This window comes from Aeromonas sp. FDAARGOS 1418 (assembly GCF_019048585.1).
GTDB classification, from domain to species: domain Bacteria; phylum Pseudomonadota; class Gammaproteobacteria; order Enterobacterales; family Aeromonadaceae; genus Aeromonas; species Aeromonas caviae.
Window position 1 is genome coordinate 644,552 of the sequence record NZ_CP077387.1, and the last position, 17,303, is coordinate 661,854.

A 17,303-nucleotide genomic window follows, 5' to 3' on the forward strand; every position below is an offset into this window, starting at 1 on the left:
TGGCTGGCAGGGCTCGGTGCCTGCCTGGCCATAATGTTGCTCGGCTGGCTGGACATGAGCTGGCAGTCGACCCTGTTGATGGCACCGTTCGGGGCAAGCTGTGTGCTGCTCTTCTCACTGCCGGACAGTCCGCTGGCCCGCCCGCAGAACGTGCTGGGAGGCCACCTGTTATCGGCCACCGTGGGGTTGGTGGTGCAATTGCTCCCGCTACCGATGGAACTCAAGCTGGCGCTGGGTGTGGGCCTGTCCATTGCACTCATGCATGGACTGGGGCTGATCCACCCACCCGCCGGAGCCAATCCACTGTTGATCCTGCTCACCTCCCAGTCCTGGCCTTTCCTCTGGCAAACCGTGCTGCCCGGCGCCTTGCTGCTGATCATGGTGAGTCATTGCGCCAGGCGGCTGCAAACGTCACGACTCACACCCACATAAACAACGAGGGGGCCAAGGCCCCCTCGTTGTTTAATAGCAAGGCAAAGATGGCTTATTCGGCGATCTGGGAGACCCCGGTCAGGCGCACCTCGACCCGGCGATCCGGGGCCAGGCAGGCGATCATCTGAGCCTTGGCACCATCCGGGCAGCTGCCCCCGGTCACGGGCGAAGACTCTCCCCGCCCTTCGGCACGCACCTTGTCGGCAAACAATCCCTTGGCGATGAGATAATCCGCCACCGTGCGGGCACGCTGTTCGGAAAGGGACTGGTTGTAGGCCTCCGAGCCGATGCGGTCGGTATGACCGATCACCGTCGCCACCCCGTCTTTCGGATTGGCCGCCAGGATCTGGGCAAACAGGTTGTCGAGGGCCTGGCTGGCGGCTGGCTTCAGGGTCGCCTTGTTGAACTCGAACAGCACATCGGAATCCAGGCTGAACTGTTTCTCCACCAGCACGGGGGCCGGGGCGGACGCAGGTTCGGGCGCAGGCGTTGGTGCCACCGGCTCGTCGCCGATCTGGCCGAAGCGATAGAGCATGCCGACCGACAGCAGGCCATTGTCCATCTCGATGCCTGACTCGTCGAGGGAAGTCTTCCCAAGGGGGGTGGTGTACTGGTATTCGAGGCGGGCGGCCCAATCCTTGTCGATTGCGTATTCGACCCCCAGCGCCCCGACAAAGGCGGCACCATGATATTTGTTGCCCTCATGGGATTCGGAGAGGCTGCTGGTGCCATCGCTGGCCCGGACGTTGAGTGAGCTCTCGGTCCAGGCATAAGCCCCCCCGAGACGGCCGTAGATATCCAGTGCCGAGGTTGCAGGCAGGATGATCTTCATGGTGGCCTGCACCATCTGGGCCTTGGCCTCGCCATCGAGTGCGAAATCAACCCCGTTGCCCGAGTAGTGCTTGTCCACCTGATACTTGCCGAGCCAGTCATAGCCGAGCTCAACCGCCACGTTTCTGTTCACCTGATAACCGGCAAACAGCCCCAGACCGAGATCATCGCTGTTCTCGTTCACCTTGGTCGCATCAAACAGCTCTTCGACCTGAGCGTTGTAATCCACCCCGTAATAATTTGACCAGCCGGCCTTGCCGCCGACATACCAGGTGTTGTCCTGGGCGGCAGCCTGCACCGTCCCTGTTGCCATCAAAGCGCCGATCAGGACGGCGAGCATAGATCTGTTCATGGATGAGCCCCTGCAATGAATTGTTATGACGCGGCTGCGTCTCTCTTCCCTGACGGGGCCCTGAACCCAAGCCCCGCATTCAGATTATCCCATCTGCAACCAGCCTCAAACGACCAGGGACTCAGGAGTGTGATATTGGCGACATTATCGGCCACCGTGCCCCCAATCATGGGGGCCGGCGCGCTGCCCATAAAAAAACGAAGAGCCGGGCTCTTCGTTTTTCATCTGGCAAGGGGATGGCCCCCGCTCACTGACTGCCCTGGCTCGCCAGGAAGAGGCGGTAGGCGGGATCCTCGCTCACCTCTTTCCAGCCGTAGCCAATCTCGTGCAGGTAGTCGTGGAAAGCCGCCACGTCCTCGTCCGGCAGCTCGAAGGCGCAGAGCACCCGTCCATAGTCGGCGCCGTGGTTGCGGTAGTGGAACAGGCTGATGTTCCAGCGACAGCCCAGGGTCTCCAGGAAGCGCATCAGGGCCCCCGGCTGCTCCGGGAACTTGAAGCTGTAAAGACGCTCACCGAGGGGCCGGGCCGGGCGGCCGCCAATCATGTAGCGCACGTGGTTCTTGGCCAGTTCGCTCTCGGTCATGTTGACCACCGGATAACCGTTGCCGCCGAGTTGATCGATGATCTGGCCCAGCTCCTCGTCACCGCCGGTGAGGCGCACCGAAACGAACAGCGACGCCTGCTCGGCATCGGCGTAGCGGTAGTTGAACTCAGTCACCATGCGGGGCCCCAGCTGACGGCAGAAGTCGAGGAAGGCCCCCTTGCGCTCGGGGATGGTCACCGCCAGCATGCCCTCGCGCTTCTCACCGATCTCGCAGCGCTCGGAGACGTAGCGCAGGCTGTGGAAGTTCACGTTGGCGCCGGACAAAATGGCCGCCATCCGCCCCCCTTTCACCTGCTCTCGCTCGCTGTACGCTTTCAGGCCCGCCAGGGACAAGGCCCCCGACGGCTCGGCGATGGCGCGGCAGTCATCGAAGATGTCTTTCAGTGCAGCGCAAATCTGGTCGTTGGAGACGGTCACCACCTCGTCCAGATACTGGTTGCACAGGCGGAAGGTCTCCTCGCCGATGCGCTTGACCGCCACCCCGTCCGCAAACAGGGAGACCCGGTCCAGATTGACCGGCTCGCCGGCCGCCAGCGCCGCCTTGAGGCAGGCAGAGCCTTCAGCCTCCACCCCGATCACCTTCACATCCGGCAGCAGCTGCTTGATGTAGACCGCCACCCCGGCGGCCAGGCCGCCGCCGCCCACCGGCACGAAGACGTGGGTGAGGTGGGTATCCTGCTCCAGCAGCTCCTTGCCGATGGTGCCCTGACCGGCGATCACCTCGACGTCGTCGAACGGCGGGATCAGGGTGTAGCCCTCCAACTCGGCGAGGCGGCGGCTCTCGCCATAGGCCTCGTCGAAGCTGTTGCCAAACAGCAGCACGTTGCCGCCCTGACGGCGCACTGCGTCGATCTTGATGTCCGGCGTGGTCTTGGGCATCACGATAATCGCCTTGATGCCGAGCTTGGCGGCCGACAGGGCGACCCCCTGGGCGTGGTTGCCGGCGGAGGCGGCGATGACGCCGCGCTCCTTCTGCTCCTCGGTCAGAGTGGCGATCTTGTGGTAGGCGCCGCGCAGCTTGAAGGAGTGAACAGGTTGCAGATCCTCCCGCTTCAGGCTGACGTGATTGCCGAGCCGCTCGGAGAGTTTCTTCAGGGTTTGCAAAGGGGTGACCCTCGCCGCCTCGTAGACGGGGGAGAGCAGTACCTTGCGTAGATAATCCGCCGCAGAGACCATGGTTTATACCCCCGTCTCGTGGCGAAGGGCGCGCAATGCGCCCATATCATGACAGTTCATCCTCTCACTCCCCCAGCAGAGTGCGATCGCGCACCGCGCCCTTGTCGGCGCTGGTGGCGAACATGGCGTAGGCACGCAGGGCAAAGGAGACCTCGCGCTGACGATCGACCGGCTTCCAGCCACGGGCAGAGACGGCGGCGCGGCGAGTGGCCAGCACGCTGTCGGCCACCTCCAGCACCATGCTGCGGGCCGGGATGTCGATGTTGATGATGTCGCCATCCTCCACCAGACCGATAGTGCCACCAGAGGCCGCCTCCGGGGAGACATGGCCGATGGAGAGACCCGAGGTACCGCCGGAGAAGCGACCGTCGGTGATGAGGGCACACGCCTTCCCCAATCCCATGGATTTCAGATAGGTGGTGGGATAGAGCATCTCCTGCATGCCGGGGCCCCCTTTCGGGCCCTCGTAGCGGATCACCACCACTTCACCGGCTTTCACCGTGCCGTCCAGAATGCCGCTCACCGCGCTCTCCTGGCTCTCGAATACCCGGGCCGGGCCGCGGAAGGTGAGGTTCTCCTCGTCCACCCCGGCGGTCTTGACGATGGCCCCGTTGAGGGCGAGGTTGCCAGCGAGGACCGCCAGGCCACCTTCTTGGCTGTATGCGTGATCGAAGGAGCGGATGCACCCCTCGGCGCGGTCCAGATCCAGCTCGGGCCAGCGGCAATCCTGACTGAACGCTTTGGTGGTACGGATGCCGGCAGGGCCTGCACGGTAGAAGTCGTGAACCCCCTTGTCATGGCTGCGGCTGACGTCATATTCGGCCAGCAGCTCCACCAGGGAAGTGCCCAGCACGTTGCGGGTATCCCCGTGCACCAGGCCCGCTTTTTCCAGCTGACCCAGGATGGCGACCACGCCGCCGGCGCGGTGCACGTCTTCCATGTGGTACTTCTGGGTGGAAGGCGCCACCTTGCACAGCTGGGGCACCTTGCGGGACATGCGGTCGATGTCGGCCATGGTGAAGTCGACACCCGCCTCCTGGGCTGCCGCCAGCAGGTGCAGCACGGTGTTGGTGGAGCCGCCCATGGCGATGTCGAGCGCCATGGCGTTCTCGAACGCCGCCTTGGTGGCGATGTTGCGCGGCAGTGCCGAGGCATCGTCCTGCTCATACCAGCGCTTGGCCAGAGTGACGATGCGCTGGCCCGCCAGCTTGAACAGCTGCTCGCGATCGGCGTGGGTTGCCAACAGGGAGCCGTTGCCCGGCTGGGAGAGACCCAGTGCCTCGGTCAAGCAGTTCATGGAGTTGGCGGTGAACATGCCGGAGCAGGAGCCGCAGGTGGGGCAGGCGCTGCGCTCGATCTGATCGCTCTGTGCATCGGAGACCTTGGGGTCAGCGCCCTGGATCATGGCGTCCACCAGATCCAGCTTGATGATCTGGTCGGAGAGCTTGGTCTTGCCCGCTTCCATGGGACCGCCGGAGACAAAAATGACCGGGATATTGATGCGCAGGGCAGCCATCAGCATCCCCGGGGTGATCTTGTCGCAGTTGGAGATGCAGACCATGGCGTCGGCGCAGTGGGCGTTGACCATGTACTCCACCGAGTCGGCGATGAGTTCGCGGGACGGCAGGGAATAGAGCATGCCACCGTGGCCCATGGCGATGCCGTCATCCACGGCGATGGTGTTGAACTCCTTCGCGACCCCGCCAGCCGCCTCGATTTCGCGGGCGACCAGCTGGCCCAGATCCTTGAGGTGGACGTGGCCCGGCACGAACTGGGTGAAAGAGTTGACCACGGCGATGATGGGCTTGCCGAAATCCTGATCGGTCATGCCGGTGGCACGCCAGAGGGCGCGGGCCCCGGCCATGTTACGTCCGTGGGTGGTGGTGGCGGATCTCAACTTCGGCATTGTCTCTACTCCCTGAATGCCCCTGGGGCGCATTGTCTTTCAACATGAATGTGTGATTCGCGGATCGGGAATCGATCCTGGTGAAGGCACCTCGGGGAGCCTTCACCGGAAGCGACTCGGGGAGGCGTGACGCCTCCCCGCTCTCATCAGTCGTTGACCGGCGTCAGCCAGCCCCACTTGTCTTCGGTCTTGCCGTTGAACAGGCCGAAGAAGGCGTTCTGCAACTGCTCGGTCACCGGGCCACGGCAACCGGCGCCCACTTTCATCCGATCCACCGAGCGCACCGGGGTCACCTCGGCCGCCGTGCCGGTCATGAAGATTTCGTCTGCGACGTACAGCGCCTCACGGGGCAGCGCCTGCTCGCGCACCTCGTAACCCAAGTCGCGCGCCAGCGTCATGATGGTGTCGCGGGTGATGCCGGGCAGGATGGCGGCGGTGGCGGGCGGGGTGAACAGCACGCTGTTCTTCACCAGAAACAGGTTCTCCCCCGCCCCTTCGCTCAGATAGCCGTTCACATCCAGCGCCAGCCCCTCGGCGAAGCCGTTGCGCTTGGCCTCGCGGCTGATGAGCTGGGAAGAGAGATAGTTGCCCCCCGCCTTGGCACCGGTCGGGATGGTGTTGGGAGCGAGCCGGTTCCAGGAGGTGACGCACACATCCACTCCGTTTTTCAACCCCTCTTCACCGAGGTAGGCGCCCCAGGGCAGGGCCGCGACCATGAGGTCGGCCTTGGCATCCAGCGGCGGATGCAGCCCCAGCCCCACGTTGCCGACAAAGGCCAGCGGGCGCAAGTAGCCGCTCTTCAGGCCGTTCTCGCGCACCACGGTGCGGCAGGCTTCATTCACTTCGGACTCGCTGTAGGGGACGTCCATCCAGTAGATCTTGGCGGAGTCGAACAGGCGGCGGGTGTGCTCCTGCAGGCGGAAGATGCAGGTCCCCTTGGGAGTGTCATAGGCCCGCACCCCCTCGAACACCGAGGATCCGTAGTGCAGGGCATGGCTCATGACATGCACCTGGGCATCCTGCCAGGGGACCAGCTTGCCGTTGAACCAGATGTATTGGGGGTGGGCGGCGGATTGGGAAGGCTGTGACATTGGCTTGGCTCCTTAAGCTCTGATCCGGGGTTGCTGTTCCAGTGCATCGACCCGGGAGACATCCACCAGCTTCACCAGCTGGCTCCACAACTGCTGGATGGGACGTACCGATTCGACAGTAACCGTGATCCGCAGCTGTTGGCAATCCTGCTCCATGTTGAGGGCGCAGAGATTGAAACCGCGGTGACGGACCACCCGCAGCACCCGTTCCATCACTTCGGGTCTGGGTTGGGCATGGATTTCCAGGGTACTGGTATTGAGCTGGTTCATGGGCGTTGCTCCATCATCTTGTGGTTGGCGACTCCTGGCGGAACCAGGGGCCAGACATTTTCTTCCTCTGAAATAGCCACATGCAGCAGATAGGCACTCTCGCTCGCCAGCAGGCGATCCAGTGCCGGACCTATCTCTTCCTTGCATGTGATGGTCTCGCCGGGAATGCCGAAGGCGGCAGCCAGGGCGACGAAATCGGGGTTGTCGGACAGATTGGTCTCGCTGTAGCGACCGTCGAAGAACAGCTCCTGCCATTGGCGCACCATGCCGAGGCGCTGGTTGTCCAGCAGCACCATCTTCACCTTGAGCCGGGCGCGGCGGATGGTGCCGAGCTCCTGCACGTTCATCATGAAGGAGCCGTCGCCACTCACCAGCACCACCTCGTCATCGGGGCGCGACATCTTGGCGCCGATGGCGGCGGGCAGGCCGAAGCCCATGGTGCCGAGGCCGGCACTGGACAGGTGGTTGCGCGGGCTGGTGAAACGCATGTGCTGGGCCACCCACATCTGGTGCTGACCCACGTCACAAGCCACCACGCTGGTGTCAGGCAGCTGGCTTGAAAGCTCTTTGAGCAGGGACGGGGCGTAGATGGCCTGACCCGGATGGTCGTAGCGGAAGGCGTATTCCCGCGCCATGGTGGCGCAGTGCTCGCGCCAGGGGTCGAGGGTCAGCGTCATCGCCAGGGCGGGCAGCACACGCTTGAGATCCGTGGTGATGCCCACATCGGCGGCGCGGCGCTTGCCGAACTCGGCGGCGTCCACATCCAGGTGGATCACCTTCGCCTCGGGGGCAAACTCTTCCAGCTTGCCGGTCACCCGATCATCGAAACGGGCGCCTACCACCACCAGCAGATCGCACTGCTGCACCGCCAGGTTGGCGGCCTTGGTACCGTGCATGCCGAGCATGCCCAGATAAACGGGGCTGTCGGGGTCGAGGGCACCTATCCCCTTGAGGGTGGTGACCGCCGGCATCCCCGTGGTGGCGGCAAAGTCGCGCAGCTGCTGCTCGGCATTGGCCATGCCCACCCCGCCGCCGACGTAGAGTACCGGACGCTCGGCACCGGCCAGCAGGGTACGGGCGACCGTCAGTTCGGCCGGATTCAGGGGGTCGGGTTCCTCCACGGCAAACAGCGGGCTTTGAGAGGGAACGGCGGCCAGTTGCACATCCTTGGGCAGGTCGATGAGCACGGGGCCCGGACGCCCTTCGGTGGCGATGGCAAAGGCTTCGGCAATGACCCGTCCCAGATCCGCCGGGTCCGTCACCATGAAGGAGTGCTTGGTGCAGGAAAGGGACATGCCGAGCACGTCCACTTCCTGAAAGGCATCGGTACCGACGGCGGCGCAGGGCACCTGGCCACTGATGGCCACCAGCGGTACAGAGTCGAGCAGTGCCTCCGCGAGGCCGGTGACCAGGTTGGTGGCGCCGGGGCCAGAGGTAGCGATGCAGACCCCCACCTGACCGGAAGCGCGGGCATAACCCACTGCAGCCATGGCGGCACCCTGCTCGTGGCGGCAGAGCTGATGGGCCAGGCCACCGTCATACAGGGCGTCGTAGACCGGCATGATGGCTCCGCCCGGGTAACCAAACACCTGGGTCACACCCTGTTTCTTGAGAGCCTGTACCAAAAACTGCGCGCCGTTCATGTGGAAAATCCTGTCCTTTGGTCGAAAAAAAACCCCCGGGCCGTGAGGCTCGGGGGTCGCTTGTTTCGTTCTGTCCGGTGGTGGGTCTATCCCTTGTTCCGTGCAGCCAAACGAGCCCCGAGCGGTGAGATAATAATCACCACTAGGACCACAATAATGCTGACGAAACGGGAGGCCATGTTCATAGTTACAACCGGAAATCCTGTGAAATGGGAGCGGAGCTTGCCGCGAATGGCTATTAGAACTAGCACGGTGATTTTTATTGGGCAAGCACTTTTTACCTGACAAGACTCTGATTTTAACTGCTCTGAAACCTGACAACTGGAACAAAAAACTAATAAAAAACGGTTAACCAGCATATACATCAAACCAAGGACGGTATTTATGTCATTAGCTGTTGTTTATAGCCGTGCCAGCCTGGGGATAGCGGCGCCGCAAGTCACGGTGGAGGTGCACCTCTCCAACGGCCTGCCCGCCTTCAACATGGTGGGGTTGCCGGAAACCTCGGTGAAAGAGTCGCGGGATCGGGTGCGCAGCGCCCTGCTCAACGGCAATTTCGAATTTCCGGCCAAGCACATCACGGTCAACCTGGCCCCTGCGGATCTGCCCAAAGAGGGGGGCCGCTTCGACCTGGCCATCGCTATCGGCATTCTCGCCGCATCCAAGCAGATACCCGCAAAATACCTGCTCGATCACGAATTTTTAGGGGAATTGGCCCTGACGGGCGAGATCCGCCCCGTACTTGGGGTGCTCCCCTCGGTGCTCGCCTGCCGCGACGCGGGGCGCACCCTGCTGGTCCCACGGGAGAACGGTCCGGAGGCTTCCCTCATACAGGATGCCGAGGTGCGCACCGCCCACCAGCTGCTGGCGGTCACCGCCTGGCTGGCGGGCCAGTACGAACTGCCGCTGCCGGAACCCCAGAGCGCGGAGATCCTGCCCGACGTGCCGGATCTGCAGGATGTGATCGGTCAGTCCCAGGCGAAGCGGGCGCTGGAGATCGCCGCAGCTGGCAGCCACAACCTGCTGTTCATCGGCCCCCCCGGCACCGGCAAGAGCATGCTGGCCAGCCGTCTGCCCGGCATTCTGCCACCGCTGAGCGAACAGGAGGCGCAGCAGACCGCCGCCATTCACTCCATCGGCGGCCTCACCCCCCGCGCCGGCCACTGGCACCACAGGCCGTATCGCACGCCCCATCACAGCGCCTCGGCGGTGGCGCTGGTGGGCGGGGGTACCCATCCCAGGCCTGGCGAAATTTCCCTCGCCCACAACGGGGTACTGTTTCTGGATGAACTGCCGGAGTTCGAGCGCAAGGTGCTCGACTCCCTGCGCGAGCCGCTGGAAACCGGGCACATCACCATCAGTCGTGCCGCCCGCCAGGTGGATTTTCCCGCCCGCTTCCAGCTGGTGGGTGCCATGAATCCCAGCCCCTGCGGCCATTATGGCGACGGCCAGACCCGCTCCAGCCCGGATCAGATCCTGCGCTATCTGGGCAAGCTCTCCGGCCCCTTTCTCGACCGGTTCGATCTGACGGTAGAGGTCCCGCTCTTGCCCAGGGGGAGCCTGACCGGCAAGGCGGAGCGGGGGGAATCGAGCCAGCAGATACGCGAACGGGTGCTGGGGGCGCGAGAGCGCATGCTGAGTCGCAGCGGAAAACTCAACAACCTGCTGGATAGTCGTGAAATCGAAGATGTTTGCAGATTATCGCCACAGGATGCCGAGTTTCTGGAAGGTGCCATCCAGAAGCTGGGGCTCAGCATCCGGGCCTGGCACCGCATCCTGCGGGTATCGCGCACCATCGCCGATCTGGCGGGACACGCCACCATCGAGAGAGCGCATCTGATCGAAGCCCTGGGCTATCGTGCCATGGACAGGCTGTTGTCACGGCTGCGCGGGGGCCAGTGAGCGGGGGAACGGCAGCAGCCACCTCCCGACCCGGAAAGGGCGCCACCATGGTCTAGTCGTGGGCCGGCTGATATTATGGCAACAGATCTGACCACTTGGTTGCCATCCACCGATACGAAGACGGATTTCACCATGCTCAACAAGCTGATAGAGCGACTGCGCGGCAGCCTCTCGACCCTGCTCTATTTCATCAACACCCTGTTCTGGTTTGTCCCCGTCCTGCTGCTTGGCCTCATCAAGCTGCTGCTGCCCTTCAAGGGGGCGCGACGTCTCTGCAACACCCTCCTGGACGGCTGCGCCACCCACTGGATAGGTTTTAACAATCTGATCCAGAAAACCATCATCAACACCCCTTTCGATGTGGTCGGAGTGGACAAAGGGCGCCGGAATGAGTGGTATATGGTGATTGCCAACCACCAATCCTGGGTCGACATACTGGTATTGCAGCGGATTTTTAATCAAAAAATCCCCTTCCTGAAGTTTTTCCTCAAGAAAGAACTGATTTGGGTACCTTTTCTCGGCCTGGCCTGGTGGGCGCTGGATTTCCCCTTCATGCGGCGATATTCGCGCAAGTTGCTGGAAAAGAAGCCGCATCTGAAGGGAAAAGACATAGAGACCACGCGCCAGGCGTGTGCCCGTTTCCGCCATATGCCGGTGAGTGTGATGAACTTCGTGGAAGGGACCCGCTTCACCATCGGCAAGCACGACAGGCAAGGGGCACCCTATCGTCATCTGCTGCACCCGAGAGCAGGGGGCATCGCCTTCACCCTGGCGGCCATGGGGGATCAACTGCACAAGCTGGTGGATGTGACCATCGCCTATCCCGGCGGCGTCCCCAGCTACTGGGACTTCATGTGCGGTCGGGTCAAGGAGATCAAGGTTCGGGTCCGCTTTCTGCCGATCGAATGCAATCTGGTGGGGGATTACTTCAATGACCCCGAGTTCCAACAAGAGTTTCAACAGTGGTTGAACGGGATCTGGCACGAGAAGGACCAGACCCTGGATAAGCTGCTGGCGGACAAGACGCAGTAAGACACTCATGCCAAACCTGCTCCCGGGCCCCCTGGTGCTGTTCATCAGCGCCGGCCTGACCATACTGTTTACCGCCCTGTGTGCCAGCCTGATCCTGCTGGTTTCTCTGGCCAAACTGCTGCTGCCCGTGCCGGCCTTTGGTCGCGCCTGCAGCCGGCTCAACAATCGCTTCATGGGCCTGTGGCTCGGTTGCAACGCCCTGGTGATCCGCCTCACTACCCGCATCGACTGGCAGATTGAGGACAATACCCGGCTGCGCAAGGATGGCTGGTATCTCATTATCAGCAACCACATGAGCTGGACCGATATCGTGGTGCTCGGCCACCTGTTTCGCAATCGTCTGCCGGTGCCCAAGTTCTTCATGAAGCACGAGCTCATTTACATCCCGCTGCTGGGGCTCGCGTGCTGGGGGCTGGACATGCCCTTTATGCGCCGCTATTCGAGAGAGTTTCTGTTAAGAAATCCGCATCTGCGGGGCAAGGATATCGAGACCACCCGCAACGCCTGCGAGAAGTTTCGCCACATTCCCACCACCGTCATCAACTTTGTGGAGGGGACCCGCTTCACCGATCAGAAGCGCGAGGCCGCCCGCTCCCGCTATCGCCATCTCATGCCCCCCAAGGCGGCAGGACTCGCCTTCACCCTGGCAGCCATGGGCGATCAGTTCGACAGCCTGATCAACGTCACCATCAGCTACCCGGACAACCCCGACACCCCCTTCAAGGATTTCCTGATGGGGAAGATGAAGCGCATCCGGGTGCGGATCGAGGAGCTGCCGGTGGACGAGCAACTGGTGGGGGATTACTTCAACGACAAGCAGTTCAAACGCGGTTTCCAGGAGTGGCTGAACGCACGCTGGAAGGAAAAAGACGACATGCTGGCGCAGTGGCAGGCGGCCGATGCGGCGGCTCAGACCGATCCGCAGGCAGCCAAGGCGAGCGCCGAGGCCAGCTCGGGCAGCTGATCCTCGCTGAACACCGCGATGCCATGGCGGCGCAGCAAAGCCGTGGTCTTGCCCTCTCCCGCCAGTGAAACCCCTTCGAAGCGGCCATTGTAGATGCGACCGCTGCCGCAGGAGGGGCTCCCCTCCTTCAGAAGGGCGAAGCGAATGTCCTGCTGCTGACAGAGGGCCAGCGCAAGGGCGGCGCCCCGATCGAACTCGGCCGTCACATCCAGCCCGCTTTCGGTAACCACCCGCTCCCCCTGGCGCTCGGCAGGGGGGCGTGGCGTCGGCAGGCCACCCGCCACCTCGGGGCAGAAGGCCAGTGCCCGCCCCTCGGCTCCCAGCGCCTGCAGCCAGTCGCTGACAATCCCCTTGCTCTGGCCGTCGTAACGCACTGGCTGCCCCAGCAGACAGGCGCTCACCAGCACCTTGTGCATTCCCGTCTCTCCCATGCTTTCACTTCCTGTGTGAGGTGCCAGTGCGCCAGACCCGCTATGGGGTGACAATCCGGCTTTCGCAGACATCGGCTTATGCTTCCGCACCGTGCATCACCTGATCGAACATGACGCAGCAGGGGGTCTCCAGCCGATAGAGGATGGCGGGACGTTGCTTGCCGGTGCGCTTGCGCCCTGTGTCCACCAGGATGTCGGCACGGTGGAGCCGCTTGCGAAATGCGGCCGTGTTCATGGGGGTCTGCAGGACGATCTCGAACGCCCGTTGCACCTCGGAGAGGGTGAATTCTGCCCCCAGCAGATGCAGCGGCAGGGTGCTGTAACGGCTCTTGATGCGCAGCCGCTCCAGCCCCATGGCGACCAGCTTGCCGTGATCGAAGGCGAGTTGCAGGCCGGGCAGATCGTCCAGAGGATGCCAGCCACCGCGCACCGCCCCCCCATCGGGATCCGCCAGACAGAGATAGACGAGGGTGGTGGACCAGCCGCGGGGATCCCGCTCCAGGTTGCCGAGGGTACAGACCTGCTCGCTGTAGCAGTGCTCCAGCCCCCACTCTGCCAGCAGGCGATGGCGAGCCGCGTCCAGATCCCGATCCCGGGTCTCGTCGATGCGCAGGGCCGGCAACTGCCAGCAGTGGGCAAAGGGGGGGCGATCCCGGGTCTCGAGAAGCAGCTCGAGCCGCTCCTCGCGCAACCGCAGCACCACCATATCCAGACTCATTCTCGGCATCCTGGTCGACCTGCTCGCCTTCTAATAATGTTTGGTAGATAATATCACAAGAATATTATGTGAAGGAGCCATCCATGGGAATCATCGCCAGCCTGGATATTGATGCGCAGAAGGGATTCACCCCCCTCTGCCCGAACGAGCTGCCCGTCGCTGGCGGGGATACCATAGTGGCGGCGCTCAATGCCCAGGCTGCCCTCGCCACCCTGCGAACCGGCAGCAAGGATGCCCACCCCGCGAACGCCCCCTGGGTGGTGACCGAACCCGGCGCCATGTTGCAACCCCTTGCTCTGGCGAATGCCGATCTCACCTGGCCGGCCCACTGCGTGCCCGGCACCCCTGGGTTCGAGCTGCTCGACGGCCTGCCCGCCCCCATCGACTACGACTTCTTCGTCTGGAAGGGGGTCGAGCCGGACCTGCATCCCTATGGCGTCTGCTATCACGACCTGGCGGAACTGCGCAGCACCGGGCTCATCGAGTTTCTGCACGCCCGCAGCGTCACTACCGTGCTGGTCGGCGGCCTCGCCACCGACTACTGCGTCAAAACCAGCGTGCTGCAACTGCGTCGCGCCGGTTTCCGGGTCATCGTCCACCTCGACGCCTGCCGCGGCATCGCCCCCGAGACAATCGACCAGGCCCGCACCCGGATGCTCGAGGCCGGCGCCGAGCTGGCCCAGACCCTGGCCGACATTCAACGCCTGCTGGATGCCTGATATGCCTTCCATTTTCCACTGCCCACCCGACACCGGCGCCCACCCGTCACAGATGCAGCCAGAGTGCGTTGCCCGCGCAGCACTCATCACAGGAGCCTGATATGCCTCCCATCCTCCACAGCCTGCTCGACACCGATGCCTACAAGCTGCACATGCAGCAGGCGGTGTTCCATCGCTATCCGGATGCCGACGTCGTCGCCGAGTTCCACAGCCGCAACGAAGAAGACCTGCTGCCCATGATGGGCCAGATCGAGGAACAACTGCGCCTCGCCGGCTCCCTGCGCCTGACCCGGTCCGAACTCGACTTTCTGGCCGAACGCCCCTTCTTCACGCCTGACTACCTGGACCACCTGCGCCGCAAGCCGCTGGACGCCTCCCTGCTCAAGGTGTTCGAGCAGGATGGCCGCATCAATGTGCGGGTCGAAGGCCCCTGGCAGGACGTGATCCTGTGGGAGATCCCGGTGCTCGCCATTATCAGCGAGATGCGTAACCGCTTCCGCTATCCCCAGTTCGGCGTCAGCCAGGCACTGGAGCGGCTCGATCAGAAGATCGACAAGCTGGAACGGGAGCTGAGCCGGGAGGAGATGAGCGAGTTCAACCTCATCGACTTCGGCACCCGTCGCCGCTTCTCCCTCGCGGTACAAGACGCCGTGGTGGGTCGCCTCAAGGAGCGGCTGCCGGCGTTTCGCGGCACCAGCAACTACCTGCTGGCCCAGAAGTACCAGTTGCCCGCGGTGGGCACCCAGGCCCACGAGTGGTTCCAGGCCCACCAGCAGCTCGGCTTCCCGCTGGAGCTCAGCCAGCGCGCCGCCCTCACCAGCTGGCTGGACGAATTCACCAACCACCTCGGTATCGCGCTCACCGACTGCATCACCATGGATGCCTTCCTGCGTGACTTCGGCTTCGAGCTGGCGAGCCGCTACCAGGGGCTGCGCCACGACTCCGGTGATCCCGTGGTGTGGGGCGAGAAGGCCATCAGCCACTATCAGCGGCTCGGCATCGATCCTGCCGAGAAGACGCTAGTCTTCTCCGACGGGCTCAACCTCGACAAGGCCGTCGAGCTGCTGCGCCACTTCCGCGGCCGCATCAACACCAGCTTCGGCATCGGCACCAAGCTCACCTGCGATCTGCCCGGCGTCAGCCCGATGAACATCGTGTTCAAGCTGATGGAGTGCAACGGCGGCCCGGTCGCCAAGATCTCCGACAGCCCGGGCAAGACCCTCTGCCGGGATGCGGACTTCATTCGCAACCTCAAGCAGGCCTTCCACGTCGGGGTCTGAGTCAGGCCCGCGAGATGCCAAACAAAAAGCCCGCCGGTTTGCACCGGCGGGCTTTTGTATCGACTCAGGAATGATCAGTCCTTCTTGGCCAGCAGGAATTTCACCAGCTGGTTGAACTGCTCCTGGGAAGTGATGGATTCAATCTTCACCATGTATTTGCCGTTGACCAGGAAGGCCGGCACACCGCGCACATTGTAGCTCTCGGTGTTGCGATCGAACTGGGAGACCATGCCGGAGACGGCGAAGCTGTCGACGGCACCGTCGAACTCCTCGGCCGGCACGCCATTGTCCACGAAAACCTGCTTCACGTCGGCGCGGCTCTGGGGGATCTGGCGCTGGGTGTGGATCTTGTCGAAGATGGCCGGGGTCAGCTTGCCTTCCACGTTCAGCAGATTGGCGACGGCGTAGGCACGCTGCATCTCGGGGCCCATTTCACGGCCCAGGAAGGCCACCGGGTTCTTCTTCATCGGCACGCCTTCCGGCAGGCTCTTCTTCAGATCCTCGGCAATCGGCTCGAACTTGGCGCAGTGCGGGCAGAAATAGGAGAAGAACTCCATCACTTCCGGCTGGGCGCTGCCGGTCTGGCTGACCACGTCATAGTTGACACCTTCCTTGAATTGCGGGGCGGCGTGAACCATGGGGATCATCAGCATGGCAGCGAGGAAAAATAGTACTTTTTTCATGACGTTTCCTGTTAAGGGATCACTGTGAGGCACGCCCGGCGAACCGAAGCAGTCCAAGCCTATTGCCTCCCCCTCGTGCCGTCAATGGCAAAGGCAGACAGGCGGGACCGCCATCCCGCCTCCCACGGGCACCTTGCCGCTGTGGCAATGGTGCGGGCGACACCACCAACGGACGCCCCGTGGCGTGGCGATCTGCCGGGTTCGCGCCCCTACCACTGCGGCATCAGGCTGAGCGGCGGGGCCTTCAATGCCTCGAGCTGATCATGCAGGGTCGCAATCTGCTGGCGCCAGTAGTGTTCGGTGTTGAACCAGGAGAAGTGGCGGGGGAAGGCGGGATCTTCCCAGCGTCTTGCCAGCCAGGCCATGTAGTGGACGATGCGCATGGCGCGCAGCGGCTCGATGAGCGCCAGCTCCCGCGGGTCGAACTCCATGAACTCCTCATACCCAGCCAGCAGGGTATCGAGCTGGATCTGCTGCTCATGACGCTCCCCGTTCAGCATCATCCAGAGATCCTGGATGGCAGGGCCGGTGCGGCAATCGTCGAGGTCGACAAACAGGGGGCCGTCACGCCACAGGATGTTGCCCGGGTGGCAGTCCCCATGCAGGGAGATGCGCGCCACATCCAGGGTCATGGCGTCGCATACGTGCCGGATCAGCTCGTCCAGCACCCCGAAGAAGGACTTGGCCAGCCCGCTCGGCAACCACTCGCCTGCCGCCAGCAACTGACGCGGCTCGTGCAGCATGCTCTCCACATCCAGCGGAACCCGGTGATGAAAGGCATGGCTGGCACCGACGCTGTGGATGCGACCGAGGTAACGCCCCACCCACTCCAGCTGGTCCAGGTTGTCCACCTCGAACTGACGCCCCCCGACGCTCTGCCAGATGGCAAACGGGTAGCCCTGATGCTCCAGCAGGGTCTCGCCGGCAAAGGCAATGGGAGCGGCGACCGGGATCTCAGTTTCACAGAGGCGAGCAGCAAACGCGTGCTCTTCCAGGATCTGGGCCCGGCTCCAGCGACCGGGGCGGTAGAACTTCACCACGTAGCGACGGCGATCCTCATCCTGGAACTGATAGACGCGGTTCTCGTAACTGTTGAGCTCGATAAGGCCGGAGTCGATGCGCAAGCCGCTGAGATCGATGGCATCCATGATGAGATCGGGATTGAGGTCGGAATAGTTGAAACGCATGTCATCCACCATAGAAAAGGGGCGCTGTTGCGCCCCATTCTATCACCACTGTCTGCCGTTTCCGTGCATGGCGGTGCGCCTT

The 17,303-nt window shown here is 63.2% G+C and carries 16 protein-coding genes; 6 read left to right on the forward strand and 10 right to left on the reverse strand.

The genetic code is table 11. From position 1 onward, the window contains the following. The first annotated feature begins 36 nt into the window (after positions 1-36). Positions 37-432, forward strand: a complete 396-nt coding sequence (locus I6L48_RS03100) for an HPP family protein (RefSeq protein ID WP_180321018.1) — start codon at positions 37-39, stop codon at positions 430-432. A gap of 52 nt (positions 433-484) precedes the next feature. Here I6L48_RS03100 and ompA read toward each other — a convergent pair whose 3' ends face one another. The 6 genes from ompA to ilvG form a co-directional block, all read right to left on the reverse strand. Next, the gene (ompA, locus tag I6L48_RS03105; RefSeq protein WP_113069227.1) at positions 485-1,615 is read right to left on the reverse strand and encodes a porin OmpA; all 1,131 of its coding nucleotides are present in this window, start codon (positions 1,613-1,615) and stop codon (positions 485-487) included. Positions 1,616-1,862: 247 nt separating this feature from the next. After that, entirely contained in the window at positions 1,863-3,395 is a 1,533-nt protein-coding gene (gene ilvA, locus I6L48_RS03110) for a threonine ammonia-lyase, biosynthetic (protein WP_113069229.1), read from the reverse strand. Between the two features lie 64 nt (positions 3,396-3,459). Further along, a complete protein-coding gene (gene ilvD / locus I6L48_RS03115; protein WP_113069232.1) occupies positions 3,460-5,301 on the reverse strand; it encodes a dihydroxy-acid dehydratase in 1,842 nt (613 codons plus the stop codon). 146 nt (positions 5,302-5,447) lie between these two features. Next, a complete protein-coding gene (locus I6L48_RS03120; protein ID WP_113069234.1) occupies positions 5,448-6,392 on the reverse strand; it encodes a branched-chain amino acid transaminase in 945 nt (314 codons plus the stop codon). Between the two features lie 12 nt (positions 6,393-6,404). After that, a complete protein-coding gene (gene ilvM / locus I6L48_RS03125; protein ID WP_010676086.1) occupies positions 6,405-6,662 on the reverse strand; it encodes an acetolactate synthase 2 small subunit in 258 nt (85 codons plus the stop codon). Continuing rightward, the gene (gene ilvG / locus I6L48_RS03130) at positions 6,659-8,305 is read right to left on the reverse strand and encodes an acetolactate synthase 2 catalytic subunit (protein WP_113069236.1); all 1,647 of its coding nucleotides are present in this window, start codon (positions 8,303-8,305) and stop codon (positions 6,659-6,661) included. The genes ilvM and ilvG overlap by 4 nt, the downstream gene beginning before the upstream one ends. Before the next feature lie 384 nt (positions 8,306-8,689). Between ilvG and I6L48_RS03135 the strand changes: the two genes are divergently transcribed. The 3 genes from I6L48_RS03135 to I6L48_RS03145 all read left to right on the forward strand — a co-directional run bounded on the left by I6L48_RS03135 (position 8,690) and on the right by I6L48_RS03145 (position 12,203). Beyond that, positions 8,690-10,207 carry a YifB family Mg chelatase-like AAA ATPase gene (locus tag I6L48_RS03135; RefSeq protein WP_042016430.1) on the forward strand — a complete coding sequence of 506 codons (1,518 nt, stop codon included), beginning with the start codon at positions 8,690-8,692 and terminating at the stop codon, positions 10,205-10,207. Positions 10,208-10,339: 132 nt separating this feature from the next. Continuing rightward, the gene (locus I6L48_RS03140) at positions 10,340-11,239 is read left to right on the forward strand and encodes an acyltransferase (protein ID WP_053287996.1); all 900 of its coding nucleotides are present in this window, start codon (positions 10,340-10,342) and stop codon (positions 11,237-11,239) included. Positions 11,240-11,246: 7 nt separating this feature from the next. Beyond that, complete coding sequence (locus I6L48_RS03145) at positions 11,247-12,203, forward strand: acyltransferase (RefSeq protein WP_053287995.1); 957 nt, start codon at positions 11,247-11,249, stop codon at positions 12,201-12,203. Here I6L48_RS03145 and I6L48_RS03150 read toward each other — a convergent pair. After that, positions 12,149-12,634, reverse strand: a complete 486-nt coding sequence (locus tag I6L48_RS03150; RefSeq protein ID WP_029314879.1) for a DUF523 domain-containing protein — start codon at positions 12,632-12,634, stop codon at positions 12,149-12,151. The two genes, I6L48_RS03145 and I6L48_RS03150, sit on opposite strands and share 55 nt — an antisense overlap. 76 nt (positions 12,635-12,710) lie before the next feature. Continuing rightward, positions 12,711-13,361, reverse strand: coding sequence for a DNA mismatch repair protein MutT (locus tag I6L48_RS03155; RefSeq protein ID WP_216987767.1), 651 nt, complete (start codon positions 13,359-13,361; stop codon positions 12,711-12,713). Between the two features lie 74 nt (positions 13,362-13,435). Here I6L48_RS03155 and I6L48_RS03160 point away from each other — a divergent pair, with 74 nt between their 5' ends. Both I6L48_RS03160 and pncB read left to right on the forward strand, forming a co-directional pair. Beyond that, the gene (locus I6L48_RS03160; protein ID WP_216987768.1) at positions 13,436-14,071 is read left to right on the forward strand and encodes a nicotinamidase; all 636 of its coding nucleotides are present in this window, start codon (positions 13,436-13,438) and stop codon (positions 14,069-14,071) included. 101 nt (positions 14,072-14,172) lie between these two features. Next, positions 14,173-15,351, forward strand: coding sequence for a nicotinate phosphoribosyltransferase (gene pncB / locus I6L48_RS03165; protein WP_216987769.1), 1,179 nt, complete (start codon positions 14,173-14,175; stop codon positions 15,349-15,351). A 74-nt stretch (positions 15,352-15,425) separates the two neighbouring features. On the opposite strand, the gene I6L48_RS03170 is transcribed toward pncB, so the two are convergent. Next, a complete protein-coding gene (locus I6L48_RS03170) occupies positions 15,426-16,034 on the reverse strand; it encodes a thiol:disulfide interchange protein DsbA/DsbL (RefSeq protein WP_010676095.1) in 609 nt (202 codons plus the stop codon). A gap of 209 nt (positions 16,035-16,243) precedes the next feature. Continuing rightward, a complete protein-coding gene (locus tag I6L48_RS03175) occupies positions 16,244-17,233 on the reverse strand; it encodes a serine/threonine protein kinase (RefSeq protein WP_042016426.1) in 990 nt (329 codons plus the stop codon). Positions 17,234-17,303 lie beyond the last annotated feature (70 nt).

Bases quoted from the DNA above. Each gene is read 5' to 3' on its own strand.
- ilvD (WP_113069232.1), bottom strand. From the start codon at position 5,301: ATGCCGAAGTTGAGATCCGCCACCACCACCCACGGACGTAACATGGCC.
- I6L48_RS03135 (WP_042016430.1), top strand. From the start codon at position 8,690: ATGTCATTAGCTGTTGTTTATAGCCGTGCCAGCCTGGGGATAGCGGCG.
- ilvM (WP_010676086.1), bottom strand. From the start codon at position 6,662: ATGAACCAGCTCAATACCAGTACCCTGGAAATCCATGCCCAACCCAGA.
- ilvA (WP_113069229.1), bottom strand. From the start codon at position 3,395: ATGGTCTCTGCGGCGGATTATCTACGCAAGGTACTGCTCTCCCCCGTC.
- pncB (WP_216987769.1), top strand. From the start codon at position 14,173: ATGCCTCCCATCCTCCACAGCCTGCTCGACACCGATGCCTACAAGCTG.
- ilvG (WP_113069236.1), bottom strand. From the start codon at position 8,305: ATGAACGGCGCGCAGTTTTTGGTACAGGCTCTCAAGAAACAGGGTGTG.
- I6L48_RS03140 (WP_053287996.1), top strand. From the start codon at position 10,340: ATGCTCAACAAGCTGATAGAGCGACTGCGCGGCAGCCTCTCGACCCTG.
- I6L48_RS03170 (WP_010676095.1), bottom strand. From the start codon at position 16,034: ATGAAAAAAGTACTATTTTTCCTCGCTGCCATGCTGATGATCCCCATG.
- ompA (WP_113069227.1), bottom strand. From the start codon at position 1,615: ATGAACAGATCTATGCTCGCCGTCCTGATCGGCGCTTTGATGGCAACA.
- I6L48_RS03120 (WP_113069234.1), bottom strand. From the start codon at position 6,392: ATGTCACAGCCTTCCCAATCCGCCGCCCACCCCCAATACATCTGGTTC.
- I6L48_RS03150 (WP_029314879.1), bottom strand. From the start codon at position 12,634: ATGGGAGAGACGGGAATGCACAAGGTGCTGGTGAGCGCCTGTCTGCTG.
- I6L48_RS03155 (WP_216987767.1), bottom strand. From the start codon at position 13,361: ATGCCGAGAATGAGTCTGGATATGGTGGTGCTGCGGTTGCGCGAGGAG.
- I6L48_RS03160 (WP_216987768.1), top strand. From the start codon at position 13,436: ATGGGAATCATCGCCAGCCTGGATATTGATGCGCAGAAGGGATTCACC.
- I6L48_RS03175 (WP_042016426.1), bottom strand. From the start codon at position 17,233: ATGGTGGATGACATGCGTTTCAACTATTCCGACCTCAATCCCGATCTC.
- I6L48_RS03145 (WP_053287995.1), top strand. From the start codon at position 11,247: ATGCCAAACCTGCTCCCGGGCCCCCTGGTGCTGTTCATCAGCGCCGGC.